General features: G+C 43.6%; 14 protein-coding genes. 4 read left to right on the top strand and 10 right to left on the bottom strand.

The features are described from left to right. Nucleotides 1-13 precede the first annotated feature (13 nt). The gene (locus KDM92_RS00615) at nucleotides 14-448 is read right to left on the bottom strand and encodes an NfeD family protein (RefSeq protein ID WP_212682543.1); all 435 of its coding nucleotides are present in this window, start codon (nucleotides 446-448) and stop codon (nucleotides 14-16) included. Between the two features lie 269 nt (nucleotides 449-717). Then, entirely contained in the window at nucleotides 718-3,135 is a 2,418-nt protein-coding gene (gene ppsA / locus KDM92_RS00610; protein ID WP_212682542.1) for a phosphoenolpyruvate synthase, read from the bottom strand. A 328-nt stretch (nucleotides 3,136-3,463) separates the two neighbouring features. Between ppsA and ppsR the strand changes: the two genes are divergently transcribed. Beyond that, nucleotides 3,464-4,309 (top strand): posphoenolpyruvate synthetase regulatory kinase/phosphorylase PpsR, encoded by an 846-nt coding sequence (gene ppsR, locus KDM92_RS00605; protein ID WP_189344085.1) that lies wholly within the window; start codon nucleotides 3,464-3,466, stop codon nucleotides 4,307-4,309. Between the two features lie 120 nt (nucleotides 4,310-4,429). On the opposite strand, the gene KDM92_RS00600 is transcribed toward ppsR, so the two are convergent. The 4 genes from KDM92_RS00600 to KDM92_RS00585 form a co-directional block, all read right to left on the bottom strand. Continuing rightward, entirely contained in the window at nucleotides 4,430-5,215 is a 786-nt protein-coding gene (locus KDM92_RS00600; RefSeq protein ID WP_212682541.1) for a TrmH family RNA methyltransferase, read from the bottom strand. Further along, entirely contained in the window at nucleotides 5,216-5,839 is a 624-nt protein-coding gene (gene rnhB / locus KDM92_RS00595) for a ribonuclease HII (RefSeq protein ID WP_212682540.1), read from the bottom strand. Next, nucleotides 5,829-6,137, bottom strand: a complete 309-nt coding sequence (locus KDM92_RS00590; RefSeq protein WP_329603107.1) for a glutaredoxin family protein — start codon at nucleotides 6,135-6,137, stop codon at nucleotides 5,829-5,831. The genes rnhB and KDM92_RS00590 overlap by 11 nt, the downstream gene beginning before the upstream one ends. Before the next feature lie 115 nt (nucleotides 6,138-6,252). Continuing rightward, a complete protein-coding gene (locus tag KDM92_RS00585) occupies nucleotides 6,253-6,711 on the bottom strand; it encodes an outer membrane lipoprotein (protein ID WP_373295212.1) in 459 nt (152 codons plus the stop codon). Between the two features lie 281 nt (nucleotides 6,712-6,992). Between KDM92_RS00585 and KDM92_RS00580 the strand changes: the two genes are divergently transcribed. The 3 genes from KDM92_RS00580 to KDM92_RS00570 all read left to right on the top strand — a co-directional run bounded on the left by KDM92_RS00580 (nucleotide 6,993) and on the right by KDM92_RS00570 (nucleotide 12,622). After that, the gene (locus KDM92_RS00580; RefSeq protein ID WP_212682539.1) at nucleotides 6,993-7,796 is read left to right on the top strand and encodes a spermine/spermidine synthase domain-containing protein; all 804 of its coding nucleotides are present in this window, start codon (nucleotides 6,993-6,995) and stop codon (nucleotides 7,794-7,796) included. A 59-nt stretch (nucleotides 7,797-7,855) separates the two neighbouring features. Beyond that, nucleotides 7,856-9,640, top strand: coding sequence for a type IV pilus assembly ATPase TfpB (gene tfpB, locus KDM92_RS00575; protein ID WP_212682538.1), 1,785 nt, complete (start codon nucleotides 7,856-7,858; stop codon nucleotides 9,638-9,640). A 195-nt stretch (nucleotides 9,641-9,835) separates the two neighbouring features. Further along, nucleotides 9,836-12,622, top strand: coding sequence for a diguanylate cyclase (locus KDM92_RS00570; protein ID WP_212682537.1), 2,787 nt, complete (start codon nucleotides 9,836-9,838; stop codon nucleotides 12,620-12,622). Between the two features lie 44 nt (nucleotides 12,623-12,666). Here KDM92_RS00570 and KDM92_RS00565 read toward each other — a convergent pair whose 3' ends face one another. The 4 genes from KDM92_RS00565 to purF all read right to left on the bottom strand — a co-directional run bounded on the left by KDM92_RS00565 (nucleotide 12,667) and on the right by purF (nucleotide 19,278). Further along, a complete protein-coding gene (locus KDM92_RS00565) occupies nucleotides 12,667-15,018 on the bottom strand; it encodes a TonB-dependent receptor plug domain-containing protein (RefSeq protein WP_230408101.1) in 2,352 nt (783 codons plus the stop codon). A 167-nt stretch (nucleotides 15,019-15,185) separates the two neighbouring features. Next, complete coding sequence (locus tag KDM92_RS00560) at nucleotides 15,186-16,559, bottom strand: ABC transporter permease (RefSeq protein WP_230408100.1); 1,374 nt, start codon at nucleotides 16,557-16,559, stop codon at nucleotides 15,186-15,188. Nucleotides 16,560-16,622: 63 nt separating this feature from the next. Beyond that, a complete protein-coding gene (locus tag KDM92_RS00555) occupies nucleotides 16,623-17,570 on the bottom strand; it encodes an ABC transporter ATP-binding protein (protein ID WP_212682536.1) in 948 nt (315 codons plus the stop codon). A 187-nt stretch (nucleotides 17,571-17,757) separates the two neighbouring features. Then, the gene (gene purF / locus KDM92_RS00550) at nucleotides 17,758-19,278 is read right to left on the bottom strand and encodes an amidophosphoribosyltransferase (RefSeq protein ID WP_189344077.1); all 1,521 of its coding nucleotides are present in this window, start codon (nucleotides 19,276-19,278) and stop codon (nucleotides 17,758-17,760) included. Nucleotides 19,279-19,297 lie beyond the last annotated feature (19 nt).

The raw sequence follows: 19,297 nt of genomic DNA, 5'->3' as shown, positions 1-19,297 counted from the left end.
AGAGCACACAAATCTACGTTGGACGCACAATTAATCGACTTCCCTCTACCGCCTCAATCACAAACAAACCGGCACTCGCATGCGCATGACGCAACTCAACATCCCACATCGCACCACGATATTTTGCTCTTGCGAATGAAATTCCATTCCCTTGCTCTTGCCACTCATCGACTCTTAATTGCTGACCAATATCGATATTCACGTTCGGATCAGTCGCTACTTCTCTACGTTGTTTCCAACCGTATTTACTAGTATGTAGCGCCAAGGTCGCTGCACTGCCCACCACAGCAGCAATCAACATTTGTAGTTGCGTAGAATCTGTAAATAAAGAAACAATTGATGCGCTAAACAAACCAACTGCGAACATCAACAAATAAAAAGTCCCAGTAAACAACTCACAAATGACGACCACACCAGCTAGCACCAACCACCATGTCCAAGCTTCCATTGATTATTCTCCTTAATAAGAATTACAACAGTTTGCCCGATAACTAACAAATTGTCATCGGTATTTTACAAACAAAAAAACCCTCCACACCGAATGATGTTGAGGGTTTTTTTTGCTGACATTTTGAACGAATTCGAATGTGTTTTATTTCTTATTTTGCTTGAGGCTATTCTTAATAACTATTATGACAACATGATGAAATAAACATAAAAAAACGCGAAGAACCTCTCGAATCTTCGCGTTTAATTTTAACTATATCTTGTTATCTATTACTTTGCGACAGTTGCCAACTGCTTCCAAGTATCAATCACAGAATCTGGATTCAGAGAAATCGATTCGATTCCTTCAGCCATCAACCACTCTGCAAAATCTGGATGATCAGAAGGACCCTGACCACAAATGCCGACGTACTTACCAGCTTTACGGCAAGCAGAAATCGCACGTGACAACATGGCTTTTACCGCAGGGTCGCGTTCATCAAAATCGGCTGCCAACAGTTCCATACCGGAGTCACGATCCAGACCTAAAGTTAATTGTGTCAAATCGTTGGAACCAATGGAGAAACCATCGAAGAATTCTAAGAACTCATCTGCCAGAATTGCGTTGGATGGGACTTCACACATCATGATCAAACGTAAGCCATTTTCGCCACGTTTCAAACCATTTTTAGCTAACAAAGTGACGACTTTTTCAGCCTGACCCAAAGTACGAACAAACGGCACCATGATCTCGACATTGGTTAAGCCCATGTCGTTACGCACGCGTTTCATTGCCGTGCACTCCATCTCGAAAGACTCTGCAAAATCGCTTGCTAAGTAACGTGCAGCGCCACGGAAGCCTAACATTGGATTTTCTTCATCCGGTTCGTAGCGTGTACCGCCAATCAGCTTTTTGTATTCATTGGATTTGAAATCAGATAAACGCACGATGACTTTTTTAGGCCAAAAAGCAGCGGCAATGGTAGCGACACCTTCAGCCAATTTATCAACATAAAAAGCTTTAGGCGATGCGTGACCACGTGCGACGGATTCGACTGCTTTTTTCAAATCAGGATCAATATTCGGATATTCCAAAATCGCTTTTGGGTGCACGCCGATGTTGTTGTTGATAATAAATTCTAAGCGAGCCAAACCAACGCCTTCGTTCGGTACGGATTGGAAATCAAATGCCAGCTGTGGATTACCCACGTTCAGCATAATTTTCAAAGGTAACTTCGGCAATTCGCCACGTACTTCTTCTGTCACTTCGGTTTCAATTAAACCGTCGTAAATCTTGCCTTCGTCGCCCTCTGCACAAGATACAGTCACCAAAGTACCATCTTTCAACAAATCAGTGGCATCACCGCAACCAACCACGGCTGGCACGCCTAATTCGCGAGCAATAATCGCCGCGTGACAAGTGCGTCCGCCACGATTTGTCACGATCGCCGAAGCGCGTTTCATGACAGGTTCCCAGTTAGGATCGGTCATATCTGCCACCAACACATCACCTGGTTGTACACGTTCCATTTCGGATGGATCGTGAATCACACGTACACGACCCGCGCCAATTTTTTGGCCAATCGCACGGCCTGAAACCAACACCGCACCAGTACCTTTGAGTTTGAAACGTTGTTGTGCGTCGGTCGATTTTTGCTGTGACTTCACTGTCTCTGGACGTGCTTGCAAAATGTAGAGTTTGCCGTCACGACCATCTTTACCCCACTCGATGTCCATAGGACGACCATAGTGCTTCTCGATGATGACAGCATACTTCGCCAGTTCAACTACTTCTGTATCGTTCAAAGAATAACGATTACGCAATTCAATCGGCACGTCAACCGTTTTTACTGAGCGTCCTGCTTTTGCTTCGCCAGTAAATTCCATCTTGATTAATTTGGAACCAATATTGCGACGAATCACCGGCAATTTGCCTTGCTCGAGCATCGGCTTATGCACATAAAATTCGTCAGGGTTGACTGCCCCTTGCACCACGGTTTCGCCGAGACCATAGCTTGAAGTAATGAACACGACGTCTTTAAAACCAGACTCAGTATCAATCGTGAACATCACACCAGCTGCGCCTAGGTCAGAACGCACCATGCGTTGTACGCCAGCAGACAAAGCCACTTCTGCATGTGTGAAGCCTTTGTGTACGCGATAAGAAATTGCGCGGTCATTGTACAAAGAAGCGAATACATGTTTCATCGCTTCGAGCACATTGTCGATACCAACCACGTTCAAGAAAGTCTCTTGTTGACCTGCGAATGAAGCATCTGGCAAATCTTCTGCGGTAGCAGAGGAACGCACAGCGAATGACATTTCGGCAGTGCAATCAGCAACCAGTTTATTGTAAAACTCTTCTATTTCTTTTTGCAGACGTGGCTGGAATGGCGTGTCGATAATCCATTGACGAATTTCAGCACCGGCTTTTGCAAGTTCTTTCACATCTTCGATATCCAAAGATGCCAGACGATCTGCAATACGTTGCGCTAATGGCAAACCACCATCAACACTGTGAGATAAGAAATCTCGAAAAGCCTGTGCCGTCGTGGCGAAACCACCCGGAACACGTACACCTGCCGAAGCAAGCTGGCTAATCATTTCGCCAAGTGAAGCATTTTTACCACCGACGGAATCGACATCAGTCATCCGTAAGTTCTCAAACGAAGCAACATAAGTCGCTTCGGTATTTGCTGCGTTAGACATAACAACCTCTTTTTTGATGATAAGAAATCTTTCGCACTGCTTCCTTGCAAGGTATTGCGCTAGGTATTGAGATGCGCAATGGCTTGCATGGATAGGTTGATCATCGGTCTTTCTTATTATTCTGTTTCCAACAACAACGCTAGTTTTGCTATGCATTTTACCTTGTGCGCTGCAAAATGCACATTTGATGGAGAAAATTTGTGCATTTATTTGCTCGATATATTTTACGCACACAAACTGTCAATTTCACCATACAGCCAGCTTGGCTTGGATCATTTACAGTACAATTTATCCTCACTTTCGTTTTTCAAATTCAGATTGAATACCTATGCCAGACCACTCTTCAAATGCACTTCCGATTGCTAATCGCACCGTTTTTTTTGTCTCTGATGGCACAGGCATTACCGCCGAGGCGTTTGGCCACTCTGTAATTACACAATTCGATCTCAAATTTAAACAAGTTCGCCTGCCATTTATTGATGATATAGAAAAAGCAGAAGATGCAGTAAGGCGCATTAATGAAGCATTTGAACAAACTGGAAACAGACCAATTGTATTTTCTACCTTGGTGAAACCTGAATTGGCGAACGTGATATTTAAGTCTAAAGGTTTACACATGGATTTAATCCAAACTTTTGTTGCACCTTTAGAAGAAGAGTTAGGAATTAAGTCAACACATACCGTCGGTCGGAGTCACAACATCGCAGATACAGAAGAATACAAGAATCGAATCGAAGCAATTAATTTCTCTTTGGCCCACGACGACGGCCAATCAAACAAAAATTTGTCATTGGCAGATGTTATTTTGGTCGGTGTTTCCCGCTCTGGCAAAACGCCAACTACGCTATATTTAGCGATGCAATATGGGATTAAGGCTGCGAACTACCCTCTAATTCCTGATGACTTTGAACGTGGAAAACTCCCCTCTGCTTTGCCTGAATTTAAAGGAAAAATCTTCGGTCTAAGCATTGCACCAGAACGTTTGTCGGAAATTCGTAATGAACGACGTCCAGGAAGCAAATACGCATCTCTGGAAAATTGTCGTTACGAAGTGAATGAAGCGGAAGCTATGATGAAACGAGAAGGAATTCGTTGGTTATCGTCGACGGCGAAGTCAATCGAAGAAATTGCTACTACGATTTTGCAGGAAGTAAAGCCGGATTCTCGACTGTAATGCGTCCTCTTTTGCGCATCTACAAGTAAAGGTTTTAATTATCAATGAGATCGTTAAAACCTTTCGAATTGCAAAAACCTTATACAGATTGACAATCTCAAGTGTGGCGAATAAATTGAACTAAGAAATTCGTTGCCGAACCTGCTCAAAAAAGCAAATCGCCGCACTTGCTGCAACGTTTAATGACTCAATCGCGTCTCGCTGCGGAATTGTGACTTTCTCGGTTGCCAATGCCATCAAAGCAGGATCGACTCCCTGCCCCTCATGTCCAAACAACCATGCTACAGGTCGATTTAAATTCACCTGATAAATCGTTGTAGATGTATGTGAACTGGTCGCTAGCACAGGAATGGTGGCTTCACGCAACAAAGCATACAAATCAACAGACTCATAAATTTGCAGAGCAAAATGTGCCCCCATACCAGCACGCAATACTTTGGGCGACCACGCGCTAGCTGTTCCTATACTACAGAATACTTGTTCAATACCCGCGCCAGCCGCACTGCGTAAAATTGAGCCAAGATTACCTGGATCTTGCAAATTGTCGAGCACAACGGCATTCGATGTAAGATTTGTAGGACTAGTATGCTGCGGAGTCTTAATAACAAACATCACGCCAATCCCGTTTTCAACCTGGCTCATGAGTTGATACATGTTGTCTGGCAAAACGATGCAATTGACGTTCTTGCTCTGACAAGCGTGAATTAAATCGGCAACTTCAGGTAGATCTATACTTGCATCGGAAATCACACAATATTCTGGAACGCTTGCATACTGTAAAAAAGACTGACATAAGTGAACGCCATCTAAAATCGTTCTACCAGCTTTTTTACGCGCACTTGCTGAGCTAGCTAACTGTTTTAGCTCTTTATACAGTGGGTTATCACGAGAACTAATTTGCTTCATTTAGATATCTTTCAACAATGCTTTAACTGGGGCATATGATTTTCTATGGATAGCCGAAACGCCAAACTTTTTGAGTCTAGCTAAATGCAATGCAGTGGGATAACCCTTATGTTGGTCTAAGGCATATTGCGGATAAACACTATGTAACTCAGCCAGTAAATGATCACGTGCTGTTTTTGCCAAAATCGAGGCTGCAGATATGGCTGCGACCTTATCGTCTCCCTTCACAATCGCCTCTGATCTGACTGGCATCACAGGGCAACGATTACCATCGATCAAAGCTAGGTTTGGCGTGATCTTTAAGCCTTCAACTGCACGACGCATCGCTAACATCGTCGCTTGCAGAATATTCAATGTATCGATTTCTTCCACTGAGCTTTCCGCAATCGACCATGCTAAAGCATACTTCTTAATTTGCTCAGCCAACAAATCGCGCTGGGCTTCACTGAGTTTTTTAGAGTCTTTCAATCCTTCAATTGGATGAGCTGGATCAAGTATCACAGCCGCAGCGGTAACAGGCCCAGCAAGTGGACCTCGTCCCGCCTCATCGACGCCACAAATTAACTCATCCTCATAATCAAACAAAGACAAATTCTCAAGGCTACCTGTATTTTTAGTGTTCATTAAGGTATGCCTTCAGTTTCACTTCATCTAAAAAATAATGACAGATTTGTCGCGCTTCTTGCTCATCTTTGCGAGCAAACAAAACAGGAACTAATTCATCAAATTGCGCTACTAGTTTTTCATCTGCGTCGACATCGATCACCTCAATTAAATGCGGGATAGCTTGTAAGGCACTTTTAAGCTGGACTAGCATGTCATCGCAAAGATGGCAGTAGGAACGAGAATAAAGCGTAAATTGCAGCATAACAAGAGCATCAACGAAGAAATCCGAAAGCGTGATTATAACTTCTGGAGTCAAGGAATCAGGGCTTATAAAAAGAATAAAGTCACCACTAGGGTGACTTTATCTATGCAATTTATTCTAAAGAAACCAATACGTGCAATACAAGTCAACACGCATCAATGCACATCAATCAATGGGTAACACGCGTTGTTCTACGATCTGAAAGCAAGCGTACTCTATCGCCCGGTCGAAAACTTTCATCTGCATCTTGCGTGATTGCCTTTAACTCACCGTTATCTAAACGAACAGTTATTTCTAGCCCCTTACGCGTGTTTGCATTGCTTTCTACATTATTACCGATAATGCCACCGACAACCGCACCAACTATGCCTGTCGCTGTCGATCCGCGGCCACCGCCGACGCTTGAACCAGCTAAGCCACCCAACGCAGCACCAGTTAATGTACCCACACCGCTACGCCCGCCATCTATCGTCACTTCACGCACGGAATCTACAACTCCCATACGTACTGACATTTCATTTTGAGTTTGATAAGGGCGATAAACACTGCCCGAAGTACGTGTTGATACACATGCACTTAAGGTCATAGTCGCAACAATAAGCGTCGCAATCGTAATCATTTTTTTCAAGATAGACTCCTTTTAACAAATTCGATAAGCATCAGAAATTTCCTAGACCTGTTTCACTATAACGTCAAATTTAACATTTAGTTGACATTTTAGGCCTTCCAGCGAGAAGGTTTAAACATGAGTAAGCTCACATCACTTAGTGATAGACCAATAGCATTTATACTGGCGAAGGGCTTACAATGAATCTTTATATAAGCTAAGTGCAATTTTAAATTTTATTTAGACTAGCACTTGTGCAATCATCAACTGAATGATAATCAATTTCACCTTATATCCCCAATATGCTGATCAAACGAAAATCTATTGAAGCTGAATCAAATTATCGATCAGGCCCAAGTGGAGCTGAAAAAAGACGTAAACCTAAATTTGCTCCGGTCACTATTTCCGAACACGATGGAGTGCGTTACCTTCACTTTGGCACTGAATGGGTTCAAGGCGCAATGCGTTTGCGCAAACCAGATTGGCTTGAATTAGAGTACGCACAACAAATGATGTGTTGGATGTTGTTTAAGGATGAGCCACAACACATATTACAGTTAGGACTAGGAACAGGCGCGCTCACTAAATTTTGCTATCGACAGTTTCCGAATGCAAAGGTAACCGCGGTCGATTTAAATCCAGCAGTGATCATGATTTGCGAAAGCATGTTTAAGTTACCTACCAATGATGAACGCTTATCAGTCAAGGAACTTGATGCATTCGAATTCGTTTGTGATGAAGTCAATCACAATCAGTTTGATGCATTGCAGGTCGATCTATACGACGCAACAGCACGCGGTCCCGTACTCGACAGCACAGAATTTTATCAAGCTTGCTTTGACTGTTTAAAAGCGGATGGTATCTTGACTGTGAACTTATTCGGCGACCATCCTAGCTTTGCTAAAAATATCAAAGTCTTGCGCTATGTATTTGGTACTGTCTTATGCCTACCAGAAGTCCACGAAGGCAATGTGGTCGCGGTCGCGTTCAAGCCTCGTTTAAAATTAGATCTTGAAATTTTGTACCAAAGAGCACAACAAATTCACGAATCTTGCAAACTTCCAGCAAAACAATGGGTTGATGGATTGGCGAAAACGCAAAAATAAATCAAACTAACATCAATCAAGTTTCACTCTCCATTAGCCAATAAATTGAAGCGAACAACATGAATAGCGGACCAATTAAAAGTTTAAGTATGCAGCAAATTTTTACGTGGCTGATAGAAGATGGCATCGTAAAAAAAGAAGACGCCAAAGCCGCATTTAATCACGCGCGAGGAATACACAAAAACGGTCCGGAGAGCATGCATCCTTTTACCGCGATTGCTCAGTCAAAATTGTATTCAGCACTACGCCCGCAACAATTACTGACGCTCGATTGGCTGACTGAATGGGCTGCTCGCAAAGCTGGCATTCCCTTTTATCGCATTGATCCGCTCAAAATCGACTTTACAAAAGTTTCTGATGTGATGTCGTCCACCTACGCCACACGATTTCATATTTTGCCTGTGGATGCGACCAATGACAGCGTCATCATTGCGACAACCGATCCATACAACAATGCTGCTTGGTTTGACGAAATCTCGAGACTGACAAAGAAAGAAATTAAATTAGTTCTAGCCAATCCACTCGATGTTGCTCAATACACAGCACAATTTTTTTCCTTAGCGAAATCAATCAAGGATGCGCGCAAATCGAATGGGAATGACGTTGCACTCAGAAATAATTTCGAACAACTAGTCGAGCTTGGCAAATCCAATAAACAAGTTGACGCAAATGATCAGCACATCATCAATATCGTTGATTGGCTATGGCAGTTTGCTTTCGAACAAAGAGCCTCGGATATTCACTTGGAACCGAAGCGCGACATGGCAGCAATTCGGTTTCGTATTGATGGCGTATTACATCAAGTGTATCAAGTTCCAGCTGTCGTCATGATCGCAATGACCGCGAGGATCAAATTACTTGGTCGTATGGACGTGATTGAAAAACGTCGGCCGCAAGATGGACGAGTAAAAACGAGAACCTCAGACGGGCAAGAAGTTGAATTACGTTTATCAACCTTACCAACCGCGTTTGGCGAAAAATTGGTGATGCGTATTTTCGATCCAGAAGTCGTGGTAAAAACTTTGCCTGAATTAGGCTTTCCTACCAATGATGCGATTCGTTGGGATGAACTCACAAAAAAACCGCATGGGATTATTCTGGTGACAGGACCAACGGGATCAGGCAAGACGACTACGCTATACACAACCTTAAAGGCGCTAGCCACTTCCGATGTCAACGTGTGTACGGTAGAAGATCCGATTGAAATGGTGGAGGCATCATTTAATCAAATGCAAGTGCAATCCAATATTGATTTATCTTTTGCCGATGGGATTCGCGCATTGATGCGTCAAGATCCTGACATCATTATGGTCGGTGAGATTCGTGACTTAGCGACGGCAGAAATGGCAATTCAAGCTGCGCTCACTGGCCACCTGGTTCTTTCCACCTTACACACCAACGATGCGCCTTCTGCCATTATGCGTTTGCTTCAATTGGGTGTTCCCTATTATCTACTCGAAGCAACCATCATTGGCATTCTGGCGCAACGCTTAGTAAGAACTTTGTGCCCACATTGCAAAACCAGTGATGGAGAAATCCCAGATCCTGTCTGGTCTGCCACCGTTGAGGACTGGCCTATTGAAAAACCTAAGACGGTGTACCGTCCCGTTGGCTGTTTGGAGTGCCGTCAAACAGGTTACAAAGGCCGTACCGGTTTATATGAATTATTAACCGTGACACAGACCTTCAGTAAATTAATACAACAAGATTCTGACATTCACGCACTCAGAAATCAGGCTATTCAAGATGATATGAAGCCTTTACGGATTGCCGGAGCACACAAAATTATCGATGGCGTAACAACCATTGATGAAGTTCTGAAAGTGACGTCTGCCCTGTTCTGATTAATATTATTCATAAAAATATAAATTAAACAGTTATCTTTAGTTCACTACAATTCAATCAGAATTTAGAGCAATCGTAAAACACTGTTAGATTGAGCAAAATGGCGTATTTCAAGCGATGCGCCTTTATGTTAAATTCGACGACGCTATATTTTCGTCATCGACTAAAACATCGAACAATCACCTAAGGCAGAAATGGATTTGTACGTACCAGACACAGAGATCGCCAGACTAGAAGCTGCGCTTTTGTCTGAAGATACACTGGCTCGCTTGAACGTTTTAGTCCCTCTCGCTTGGCATTTACGGCAACGTGATTGTCAACGCGCACTATTGCTGGTAAATGAAGCTGTACTGCTGTCGGACGATCACGCATTAAGTGAAAAAGAATCCAGTACAATCAAAGCTCATCTAGCCTTGATACGAGCAGAAATTCACTGGCTTTTTGGTGATTTAGAACAAGCAAGACGCGAAGCCAATCAAGCATTTCACTTGTTTGAAGAAAATGGCGATCAATCCGCACTTGGCGACAGCTATTTTTTATTTTGTTCTATATATCGAGACTTAGGCGATATTTTGCAGCGCGACCGATGTTTGCAAGCAGCAAAAGAACATTATGAGCGGGCCGGCGATCCATTACGTGTGCAAATCGCATTCGCGCGCCAATTGCACAATAGCGCCATCAGAGATCCACAAAATACAAATACCGAACTACTGAACCATTTTCAACCCGAGCATAATTATCATCCCGCAGTGCTTGCATGGCTAGCTAGCGCGCGCGCTATCATCGCCAATAAAATCGGCGAAATGGGTGAATCATGTCGCTTACATATACAAGCGCATAGCGCAGCACTTGAGACTGGACAGATTCGCCAAGCGATTTTGGCAGCGACGAATGCTGGCGACTCGTTTGCCACTCTAGGTGATATGAATGCAGCCTTAGAATGGGATGAAATTGCTTTAAAATTTGCTCGCCATAATCAATGGCCAAGCTCAGTAGCCATTGCCTTGCTACAAACCGGAAATGCGCTGCGCTTACTTGGGCGTTTCGAAGAAGCAAAAGACAAGCTAATAGAGTCTTTAGAGTCGCAAGCCAAAATCTCTAGTTCTCGCACCTATGCACACACCTTGGCTTATTTAGGCGATCTTTCATTAGATACTGGATTGCCAAACCAGGCGCTACAGTATTTTGAACAAGCAGCCGAACGGATAGAAGCGCATAACGAAGCAATATTTTTGTCAGACTGTTGGCGTGGGCAAGCAATCGCATATTGTCGACTAAATTTACCTAACGAAGCACATGAAAAAATTCGTCATGCTTTACACATCGCACGTGAGCATCAAAATATCGACGAGCAGATAAAGTGCTTACGGGTATATGCCGAATTGGCACGAAAACATCCTGATTTTGATGGAAATGCTCTGCGGATGGAAGTTCCTGCAGCCAATCTAAGCTTGCATTATCAACTTGAAGCATTAAGCTTGTGTCAGTCGATCAAAGGCATCTGCATTCCTGCAGATTTACTGGACAGCATCTCAGACACTTATGCAAGCATCTCTGATTTTGAATCAGCATTTCATTATTCAAAGCTCGCTGCCAAAGCAAAAGAAAATCATCGCTTACATGAGGCACACAATCGTGCGATCGCGATGCAAGTGCGTTATGAAAATACGCGTCATCGCGCCGATGCAGAATATCATCGTAAGATTGCCGCAAGTGAAGCTGAACGTGCTGCCAGCCTTCAAGAAGCCAGTAACACACTGGAGACCTTAGGTTTGATTGGCAGAGAATTGACCGCAAATCTCAATGTTGAATCCGTATTTGAGGCACTGCATCGACATGTCAACGACTTACTTGATGCCACGAGTTTCGGCATATCGCTACTCGAACCAGATGGCAATACACTGCGATTCGTTTTTGGAATTGAAAATGGTGTACCTATTCCGAGTTTTGAAACTGCTTTAGACCATCCCATATCCTCGTTCGCACGTTGCGCACGCGAACGACAAGAAATTATATTAGAGCGAGAACCAGGTGCTACAGGTCGTTTTATTATTCCGGGTACTGTGGCAACATTAAGTCTGCTTTACACACCGCTCATGATCGGTGATCGACTTCTAGGCGTCATGTCTATCCAATCAACCAGAGCCCATGTTTATGGAGAACGTGAACGTTCTATTTTACGAACACTCGCTGCCTATGGCGCAATTGCCTTAGATAATGCATCTGCTTACAAACAATTACAAGCGACATTAACTGCCTTACGTGAAACGCAAAATCAATTAGAAGAAGTTAGCATTACCGACCCATTAACTGGATTACGTAATCGACGTTTTTTATTACAAAATATCGAAAGCGATGTGGCGCGTACACTTCGCGCTTATGAAGATCAAATCAGTAGTCCAAATGAACTTTTAAATCATCCAGCTGATAGCGATCTGGTGTTTTTTATGGTTGATCTAGACCATTTTAAATCGGTCAATGATACCTATGGACATGCCTGCGGCGACATGGTGTTGATGCAAATGCGCGACCGCTTAAAGAATGTATTCCGCGAATCAGATTATTTAGTGCGTTGGGGTGGCGAAGAGTTTCTTGTGGTTGCTCGCACTTGCAATCGCAAAGATGCTGCAATCGTCGCCGAGCGCATAAGGCAAGTTGTTGCTGATACGACTTTTAAATTATTGGATGAAATCGAAATTTCTCGAACCTGCTCAGTCGGTTACGCGAGCTTCCCATTCATGCCGCATCAACCTCATCTCGTAAAGTGGGCGCAAGTCGTGAATTTTGCTGACCAAGGATTATATATGGTAAAAAAATCAGGTCGTAACGCTTGCATCGGTATCGTTCACACTGAGGCAATGCAAGCTGATGACTTTTACAATCGCGTCATGCGGCATCCGCAACAAGCTGCGCAATCCGGTCTGATTCATATTGTGTCGCATAAAACAGATGACCTAGACGACACAATCCACGCAAGCTAAACGTGAATAACAAGTCGAAAAGACTTTCACTTTGAAACGAATCTTCAAATCTTCAACTCCAGCCTTAAATTAAATACCGTAAAAGTGCGAGATCGATTGTTCTGCAAATAATTAACGTTATTGATCGTCAGACTATTTCCACTCAGATAATCGTTTGCCTGTAAGTTATTGGCTGCCAAACGTATTTTAAAATTGGGTGAGAATTTCCAAAGCGCATACACATCAACTTGGCGTTTGATACCAATACTCAATAACTGGGTGTCACTGATCTGATTCACATAAGCAGGTGTCCAGTTCCAGTTTCCGCCCAGAGTTAGTGGCAATCCACTTACGCGATAATCCAAACCGAAATTCGCAGTCTGACTTGGCTGTTGATCTAGGCGATTATTGGGACCTTTGACGTCGTCAACACTAGACCAAAATCGGCTGTAGTTTGTTCTGACATCGATCGCTGGGACTTGAGGAAAGAATTCTTGCAGCTGAAATTTTGCTTCTAGCTCAACTCCCTTAGCAATTGCGCGACCAATATTAATTGGTGAATTTAACCAGCGATAATCATTGCCTGTTTTAACTAACTCGGTACGACGTCGAATCAGATCATCAATTTCTTTCACAAACAAATTAACGCTCATGATTCCCGCTGATTTTAAATAGTGCTCGTAAGCGATATCGATACCACGGGATAGTTCAGGTTTCAGGTCTGGGTTACCACTGCGATCAGGACGAGTTGGGCCATTCAAAGGAGAAATTGCGGGAACCGCTATCACATCATTCAAGGCCGGTGCACGATAGCTATTCGTCAAACTCATACGAATTTGATCTTTACCAAAGTCAGGGATGCGATAAACAGCATGCACGATAGGACTAATCACGCTAGTCGAATTGTCGACTACATAGTTGGCTTTACTACTATGTGTTTGTATTCCTTCCCAACGGATGCCAGCATAACCTGACCACTGAGTGCTCAAGTCAATTTCGGTTTGTATGTAAGCTGCTAAGCGTCTAGTTGAGGCCTCTAAATTGTCGCCAGACTCGGTAAATTGCGGCTTACCGTTATCGAGTGAAACTCGCTTCTGCTCACGTTGACTACGCTCCATATCCCAACCAGCAGCTAGGTTCTGTTTATCACCGATGGGCGTTGTATATTTTCCGCCGAAGCTCAATCCCGTGTCGCGCGTATTATTAACATCGCTAATTAAATTGAGTTGCTCTCCGTTCTTTGCAAACTGCGTACGCAAACTGTCGCTATCGGCACGACCACTGCTGACGCCAGCACGCAATGTCAGTTTAGAAGTATCCTCAAATCGATGTTGATAATTCGCATTCAATCGCATCATAGTGGAATCAGAATGACTCTGGGAATTTGCCAACGCCACGGGTGCCCTTAGCGTAATCGGATCAAGTAGTTCAGGGGTTTGGGAAATTTGCGAATGGCTATTCGACTGTGAGCGCGAACTCATCAAGAACGGCTGCACCGTCAGATTATCACCATTCTCCAATTTATAACTTAACCTTGGTGTTAAGTGAATGCCAGTTGATTGCCGCTTGGTCTGATCAATTTGATCTTGTACTAATTGGATTATGCCGTCATCACTCTGCTCTACTCGCAACGCATTTGAATAATCGCGTTGACCATTACGAAATACAGAGCCACTAAATACATAATTGAAATCGCCTATTTGACCAGGATAGGTCACTGATAAATTTGGAGCGACTCTACCTTGCTCCAATCCCAGCGCCAATTTCACATCAATGTCTTTAGGATGAAATTCTTCTCGCAAAATAATATTAATAGTGCCCGCAATCGCTTGTGTACTAAACTCGGCAACAGGTCCACGCATCACTTCGATTCGTTCTACTTGATCAGGCGATAAAGATTCCATCGAAAAACCGCGCGGAGGACGTTCACCATTAACCAGAATTTGTGTATAGCCGCCACCCATACCACGCATGCGCACATCACCTCCGCGACCTGGTCGACCTCCGGTAGTTACGCCGGGCAAACGTTTAAGGATTTCACCAACAGTAAAGTCGCCGTCTCGATCTAATTCCTCGCGACCGACGACAATTTTTCCCGCGATCGAATTGCGACGTAAATCAAGATCCGATTGTTTGTTTCCATTCACTGTTACTTTTTGTAATTGATTTACGTTCTGCGTTTCCTTGCCATCATTTTTCTCTAGCTTCGTGTTGACGGTGTTGTTCTGCATAGCACGTCGACGGCTCTCTACTACTGATTTAGGTGCGGTCGCTTCTTCTGATTTTTTCTTCGCGGCTTCTAACTTTTCCGATTCGGTTTGTTCCTGCTGTGCAAAAGCAATGGAAATTTGGCCGAAAGTACACAGGCTAGCAATCGCCAAAGCGATAGTCGTTCTTGAAGATGGCAGATGATTCATTGTCTACACAGTATTGATGAAAAAGTCTCGACATTATATTTTTAATTCCTGTACATAAATTATTTTAAACTAGCTGTTTTGTATGCGATTGAAACAAGTAAGCCTGTTCTGTTACGTTTCGATACGAATTCAACTTTGGGTTAAGCCGTATGATCGACTTCGTGCAGCTATCTTGCATATTGTTCGCGACCAAACCGCCATAGCGCGAGTCCCCCAAATAGCAATGCGAATCCAAGCAAGACGCCCATCGGTAACAACGCAGCGTCAATTCCCAAGCCTCGCCACGTCATTGCATCAAATCCATCGACTGCCCAACGAGTAGGAATAAATACCGTCAAATTCTGCAGCCATTGAGGAAACAAAAACGATGGCATCCAAGCTCCACCCAACATCACCAAGATCAAAGTCGCAAAGGTCGAAATACCACGCGCTGCTTCTGGTGTCTTACCGAAGGCTGCAATCAGCAGACCGAAGGTCGCGGTCATCAGAGAAAAGCAGATAGCAATACCGACTAAGCCGAGCACACTTCCCAAAATCTCAACTTGAAATACCAACACAGCAACCAGACACAATACACAACTAATAAAAAAAGCGATCAATGCACAAGAAAAAGCGCGAGCGATAATCACGGTCTTGATCCCGATTGGTGCAGCCAATAGGCGATTCCATAAGCCTTGCTTACGCGCTAAAAGAATCCCAATTCCCGCATCAATTGCAAGAAACAATATAAATTGCACAGTCATACCTGCAAAGGAATGAGCATATCCATTGTAGTTACTTGCTTCACCTGTTTTCGCTGTCAACGCACGCTCGCTTGTTTTAAAAGGCATGCTTAGACCTGAAGCCTTTTCGGCGGATTCGCTTGAGGCACTAGCACTTAACCCATCGGCGCTTAAATTCTGCGCACTTGCATCGTTCGTCTTTTGTTGATGCTGCTGGAATTTTTTTAGCTCCTGCAAGAAATTCCTCAATTCGATTTGATCTCCTTGACTCGCTTGATCTTTATTTTGATTTGACGCAGCATCTAGTTCGGCAATACTTTGTTGAACCATCGCTGTACCGGTCTTGCCTGAAAACATTTCCGCACTGACGCTTTGCATCACATGCTGCGTTAGAATCCCTTTAATCATCGTTAGAACAGTCGTCTGCGACGGATCATAGTACAGCGGCAAATCTGGTTTTTCTTTTGCATTAAAAAATGCTCTTCCAGCAGCCTCACCGAATCCATGATGCAATACAATCACCACGGCCAACTTGCCTTTTCTGACCAAATTTTGTGCCTCATCTAATTTGAGCTCTTGTATTTGCAAGCTAGTGTCTGCTTTTAGCCCGTCAACAATTTTTTGACTAATCACATGCGTATCGAGCTGCACTAAAGCGATGTCAATTTTTGCTGCTTCTTTTTTCCCGCTGCCACCAGTCAAGTAACCAAAGAAAGCAGCCAACAAAATTGGCATCAACAGTGTTAATACCAATGCGCGTTTGTCATGTAAAAACAAAATAATATCTTTGCGAATTAGCGCAAATAAGGGAATCATCATAGATCACCAGCTTTCATCAAATGAATATGTAATACGATTCGTAAAAACAAAGAATCAAACCAACTAGTCTCGTAGACTACGTCCAGTCAAACTGAGAAAGACGTCTTCCAACTTGCTTTTTGCCGTCGAAAAATGCGCAATCTCACCGGCCACTTGCCGCAGAAAATTCAATACGGGCAAGGCGGACTCTTGGGTCTGTAAAGCAATCTCGAGTGTCTTGTTAGCATCAGTTAAAACAAGCTCAGTCACGCCCATTTGTTGTTTCAATTGCTCAAGAATGAACGGTGAGATTGGCTGCCGTAAACACACATGGAGAGCGGCTTGTGCTGGCAATCGTCGTAGCAATTCTGCTGGAGTCTCGTTGGCGATTACTTTGCCATGATCCATGATCACGATATGGTCAGCGAGGCGCTCAACTTCTTCCATATAGTGGCTGGTATAAATTAAAGCGCGCCCTTGTGATTTCAGGATTTCCAAAGTTTCAAAAATGGCGTTGCGGCTTTGTGGATCGATGCCAACCGTTGGTTCATCGAGTATCAATAGTTGTGGATCATGTATTAATGCCGCTGCAATATTTAAACGTCGTTTCATCCCACCAGAAAAAGAAGCAGGCTTGTCTTTTGCACGCTCTGTCAAACCGACCATATCGAGGACGATGTCACACCGCTCTTGTAAAATACCGCCACTTAATCCATATAGAGCGCCAAATAACTTTAAATTCTCGCGCGCAGAAATATCATCAATCAAAGCTAAATCTTGTGGCACAAGCCCCAACAGCGATTTGGCTTTATTGTTTGCGGCAAACATCGATTCACCTGCAAGCAAGACTTCACCCTGATCCGCCTTTAAGAGTCCGCAAATCATATTCACGGTGGTCGATTTTCCAGCACCATTAGGCCCAAGTAAGCCTATAGTTTGCCCAGCATGAACTTGAAAAGAAACGTGATCAACTACCGTACGCTGCGCAAATGTTTTACATAATTGTTTTACTTCAAGAACGGTGTTTGCCATTGTCGGTCCAATCAAAAAATTCGTTATCAGTTCAATCTAAATTCCTGATCATTGTGCGACAAATGAAATTGCATAAATAGAAGCATTTGCCACGACTTTTATATGACAAATGTCAGCAAACAGCGCAAAAAAATCGCCGTTAGCTTTCACTAACGGCGATTGATTGCGAACACAAATTTTTTTAACTTTAGTCCGTGCTATGTGACAAATTCAAATTCAATTGCGAACGAACCATATCTTCTTTATCAGATCTCGATCCATTACGTGCTGCCTCAAGTCGGTCTAAATAATCCGGTGTCACATCGCCTGTAATATAGAAACCATCGAAGCAAGAAGCCTCTATGCTCTTCAAAGCAGGGTTTGCATCTGCAATCGCGCGCTTCATATCTGCCACGTCTTGATAAACCAAAGCATCTGCAGTGATTTCGCGGCAAATTTCTTCTTGTGAACGACCATAGGCAATCAATTCACTTCTTGTCGGCATATCGATACCGTAGACATTAGGAAATTGCACTGGAGGTGCTGCTGATGCAAAAATGACTTTACGAGCGCCAGACTCACGCGCCATTTGAACGATTTCACGGCTGGTCGTACCACGCACAATTGAGTCATCGACTAACAGCACATTCTTGCCCTTAAATTCAGAGGCGATCGCATTCAACTTTTGACGTACCGACTTCTTACGAATTGCCTGACCTGGCATCATGAAGGTACGACCAATATAACGATTTTTAATAAAGCCTTCGCGATAATCTAAATTGAGTGATTTAGCTAACTCCATTGCAGATGGACGAGAGGAATCTGGAATTGGCATGACGACGTCGATGTCACCGGCAGAAAATTGTGAACGAATTTTCTCAGCCAAATAGTTACCCATATTCAAACGGGTTTGATAAACCGAAGTTCCATCAATAGTCGAATCTGGACGTGCCAAATAAACGAATTCGAAAGCACAAGGATTTAAGCTTGGATTCTCGGCACATTGTTCGCTATACAGCTTGCCGTCCAAGTCAATAAAGATTGCTTCACCGGGCGCAACATCGCGTTCAAATTTAAATCCTGTTCCTTCCAAAGCAACCGATTCACTTGCAAGCATATATTCAATGCCATTATCAGTTTGCGCGGAGCCTAAACATAATGGTCGAATACCAAATGGATCGCGGAAAGCCAACATGCCATGACCAGCAATCTGCGCGACCACCGCATAAGAACCACGCACACGACGATGCAACATCGATACTGCACGGAACAGCGATACCGGATCAAGAGAATAGCCACTCACCACTTCTTGAATCTGATGCGCGAGAATGTTCAGTAATACTTCTGAATCAGAGTCGGTATTCAAATGACGGTAATCATTTTTAAATAACTCGACCTTTAATTCGCTCGCATTCGTCAAGTTACCGTTGTGCGCCAACACAATACCGAACGGTGCATTGACATAAAATGGTTGCGCTTCTTCTTCGCTAGTTGAACCAGCAGTTGGATAACGCACTTGACCAATACCGATATTGCCCGGCAAGGATCGCATATTGCGTGTACGGAAAACGTCACGCACTAAGCCGTTTGCCTTGTGCATAGCAAATTTGCTGCCATGACTAGTAGCGATACCAGCGGCATCTTGACCACGATGCTGCAACAACAACAGTGCATCATAGATCAATTGATTTACAGGATTTTTTGAGACTACGCCAACGATGCCACACATGGTGGACTCCTAAAAAAAA

Source organism: Affinundibacterium baiyunense (assembly GCF_018139645.1).
Classification (GTDB): Bacteria; Pseudomonadota; Gammaproteobacteria; order Burkholderiales; family Burkholderiaceae_D; genus Undibacterium; species Undibacterium baiyunense.
Note: the sequence above shows the minus strand (reverse complement) of the source record. Positions and strands in the feature narration are given on the sequence as shown.

Bases quoted from the DNA above. Each gene is read 5' to 3' on its own strand.
- KDM92_RS00560 (WP_230408100.1), bottom strand. From the start codon at position 16,559: ATGATGATTCCCTTATTTGCGCTAATTCGCAAAGATATTATTTTGTTT.
- KDM92_RS00600 (WP_212682541.1), bottom strand. From the start codon at position 5,215: ATGAAGCAAATTAGTTCTCGTGATAACCCACTGTATAAAGAGCTAAAA.
- KDM92_RS00555 (WP_212682536.1), bottom strand. From the start codon at position 17,570: ATGGCAAACACCGTTCTTGAAGTAAAACAATTATGTAAAACATTTGCG.
- KDM92_RS00565 (WP_230408101.1), bottom strand. From the start codon at position 15,018: ATGAATCATCTGCCATCTTCAAGAACGACTATCGCTTTGGCGATTGCT.
- tfpB (WP_212682538.1), top strand. From the start codon at position 7,856: ATGAATAGCGGACCAATTAAAAGTTTAAGTATGCAGCAAATTTTTACG.
- KDM92_RS00615 (WP_212682543.1), bottom strand. From the start codon at position 448: ATGGAAGCTTGGACATGGTGGTTGGTGCTAGCTGGTGTGGTCGTCATT.
- KDM92_RS00570 (WP_212682537.1), top strand. From the start codon at position 9,836: ATGGATTTGTACGTACCAGACACAGAGATCGCCAGACTAGAAGCTGCG.
- KDM92_RS00580 (WP_212682539.1), top strand. From the start codon at position 6,993: ATGCTGATCAAACGAAAATCTATTGAAGCTGAATCAAATTATCGATCA.
- rnhB (WP_212682540.1), bottom strand. From the start codon at position 5,839: ATGAACACTAAAAATACAGGTAGCCTTGAGAATTTGTCTTTGTTTGAT.
- ppsA (WP_212682542.1), bottom strand. From the start codon at position 3,135: ATGTCTAACGCAGCAAATACCGAAGCGACTTATGTTGCTTCGTTTGAG.
- ppsR (WP_189344085.1), top strand. From the start codon at position 3,464: ATGCCAGACCACTCTTCAAATGCACTTCCGATTGCTAATCGCACCGTT.
- purF (WP_189344077.1), bottom strand. From the start codon at position 19,278: ATGTGTGGCATCGTTGGCGTAGTCTCAAAAAATCCTGTAAATCAATTG.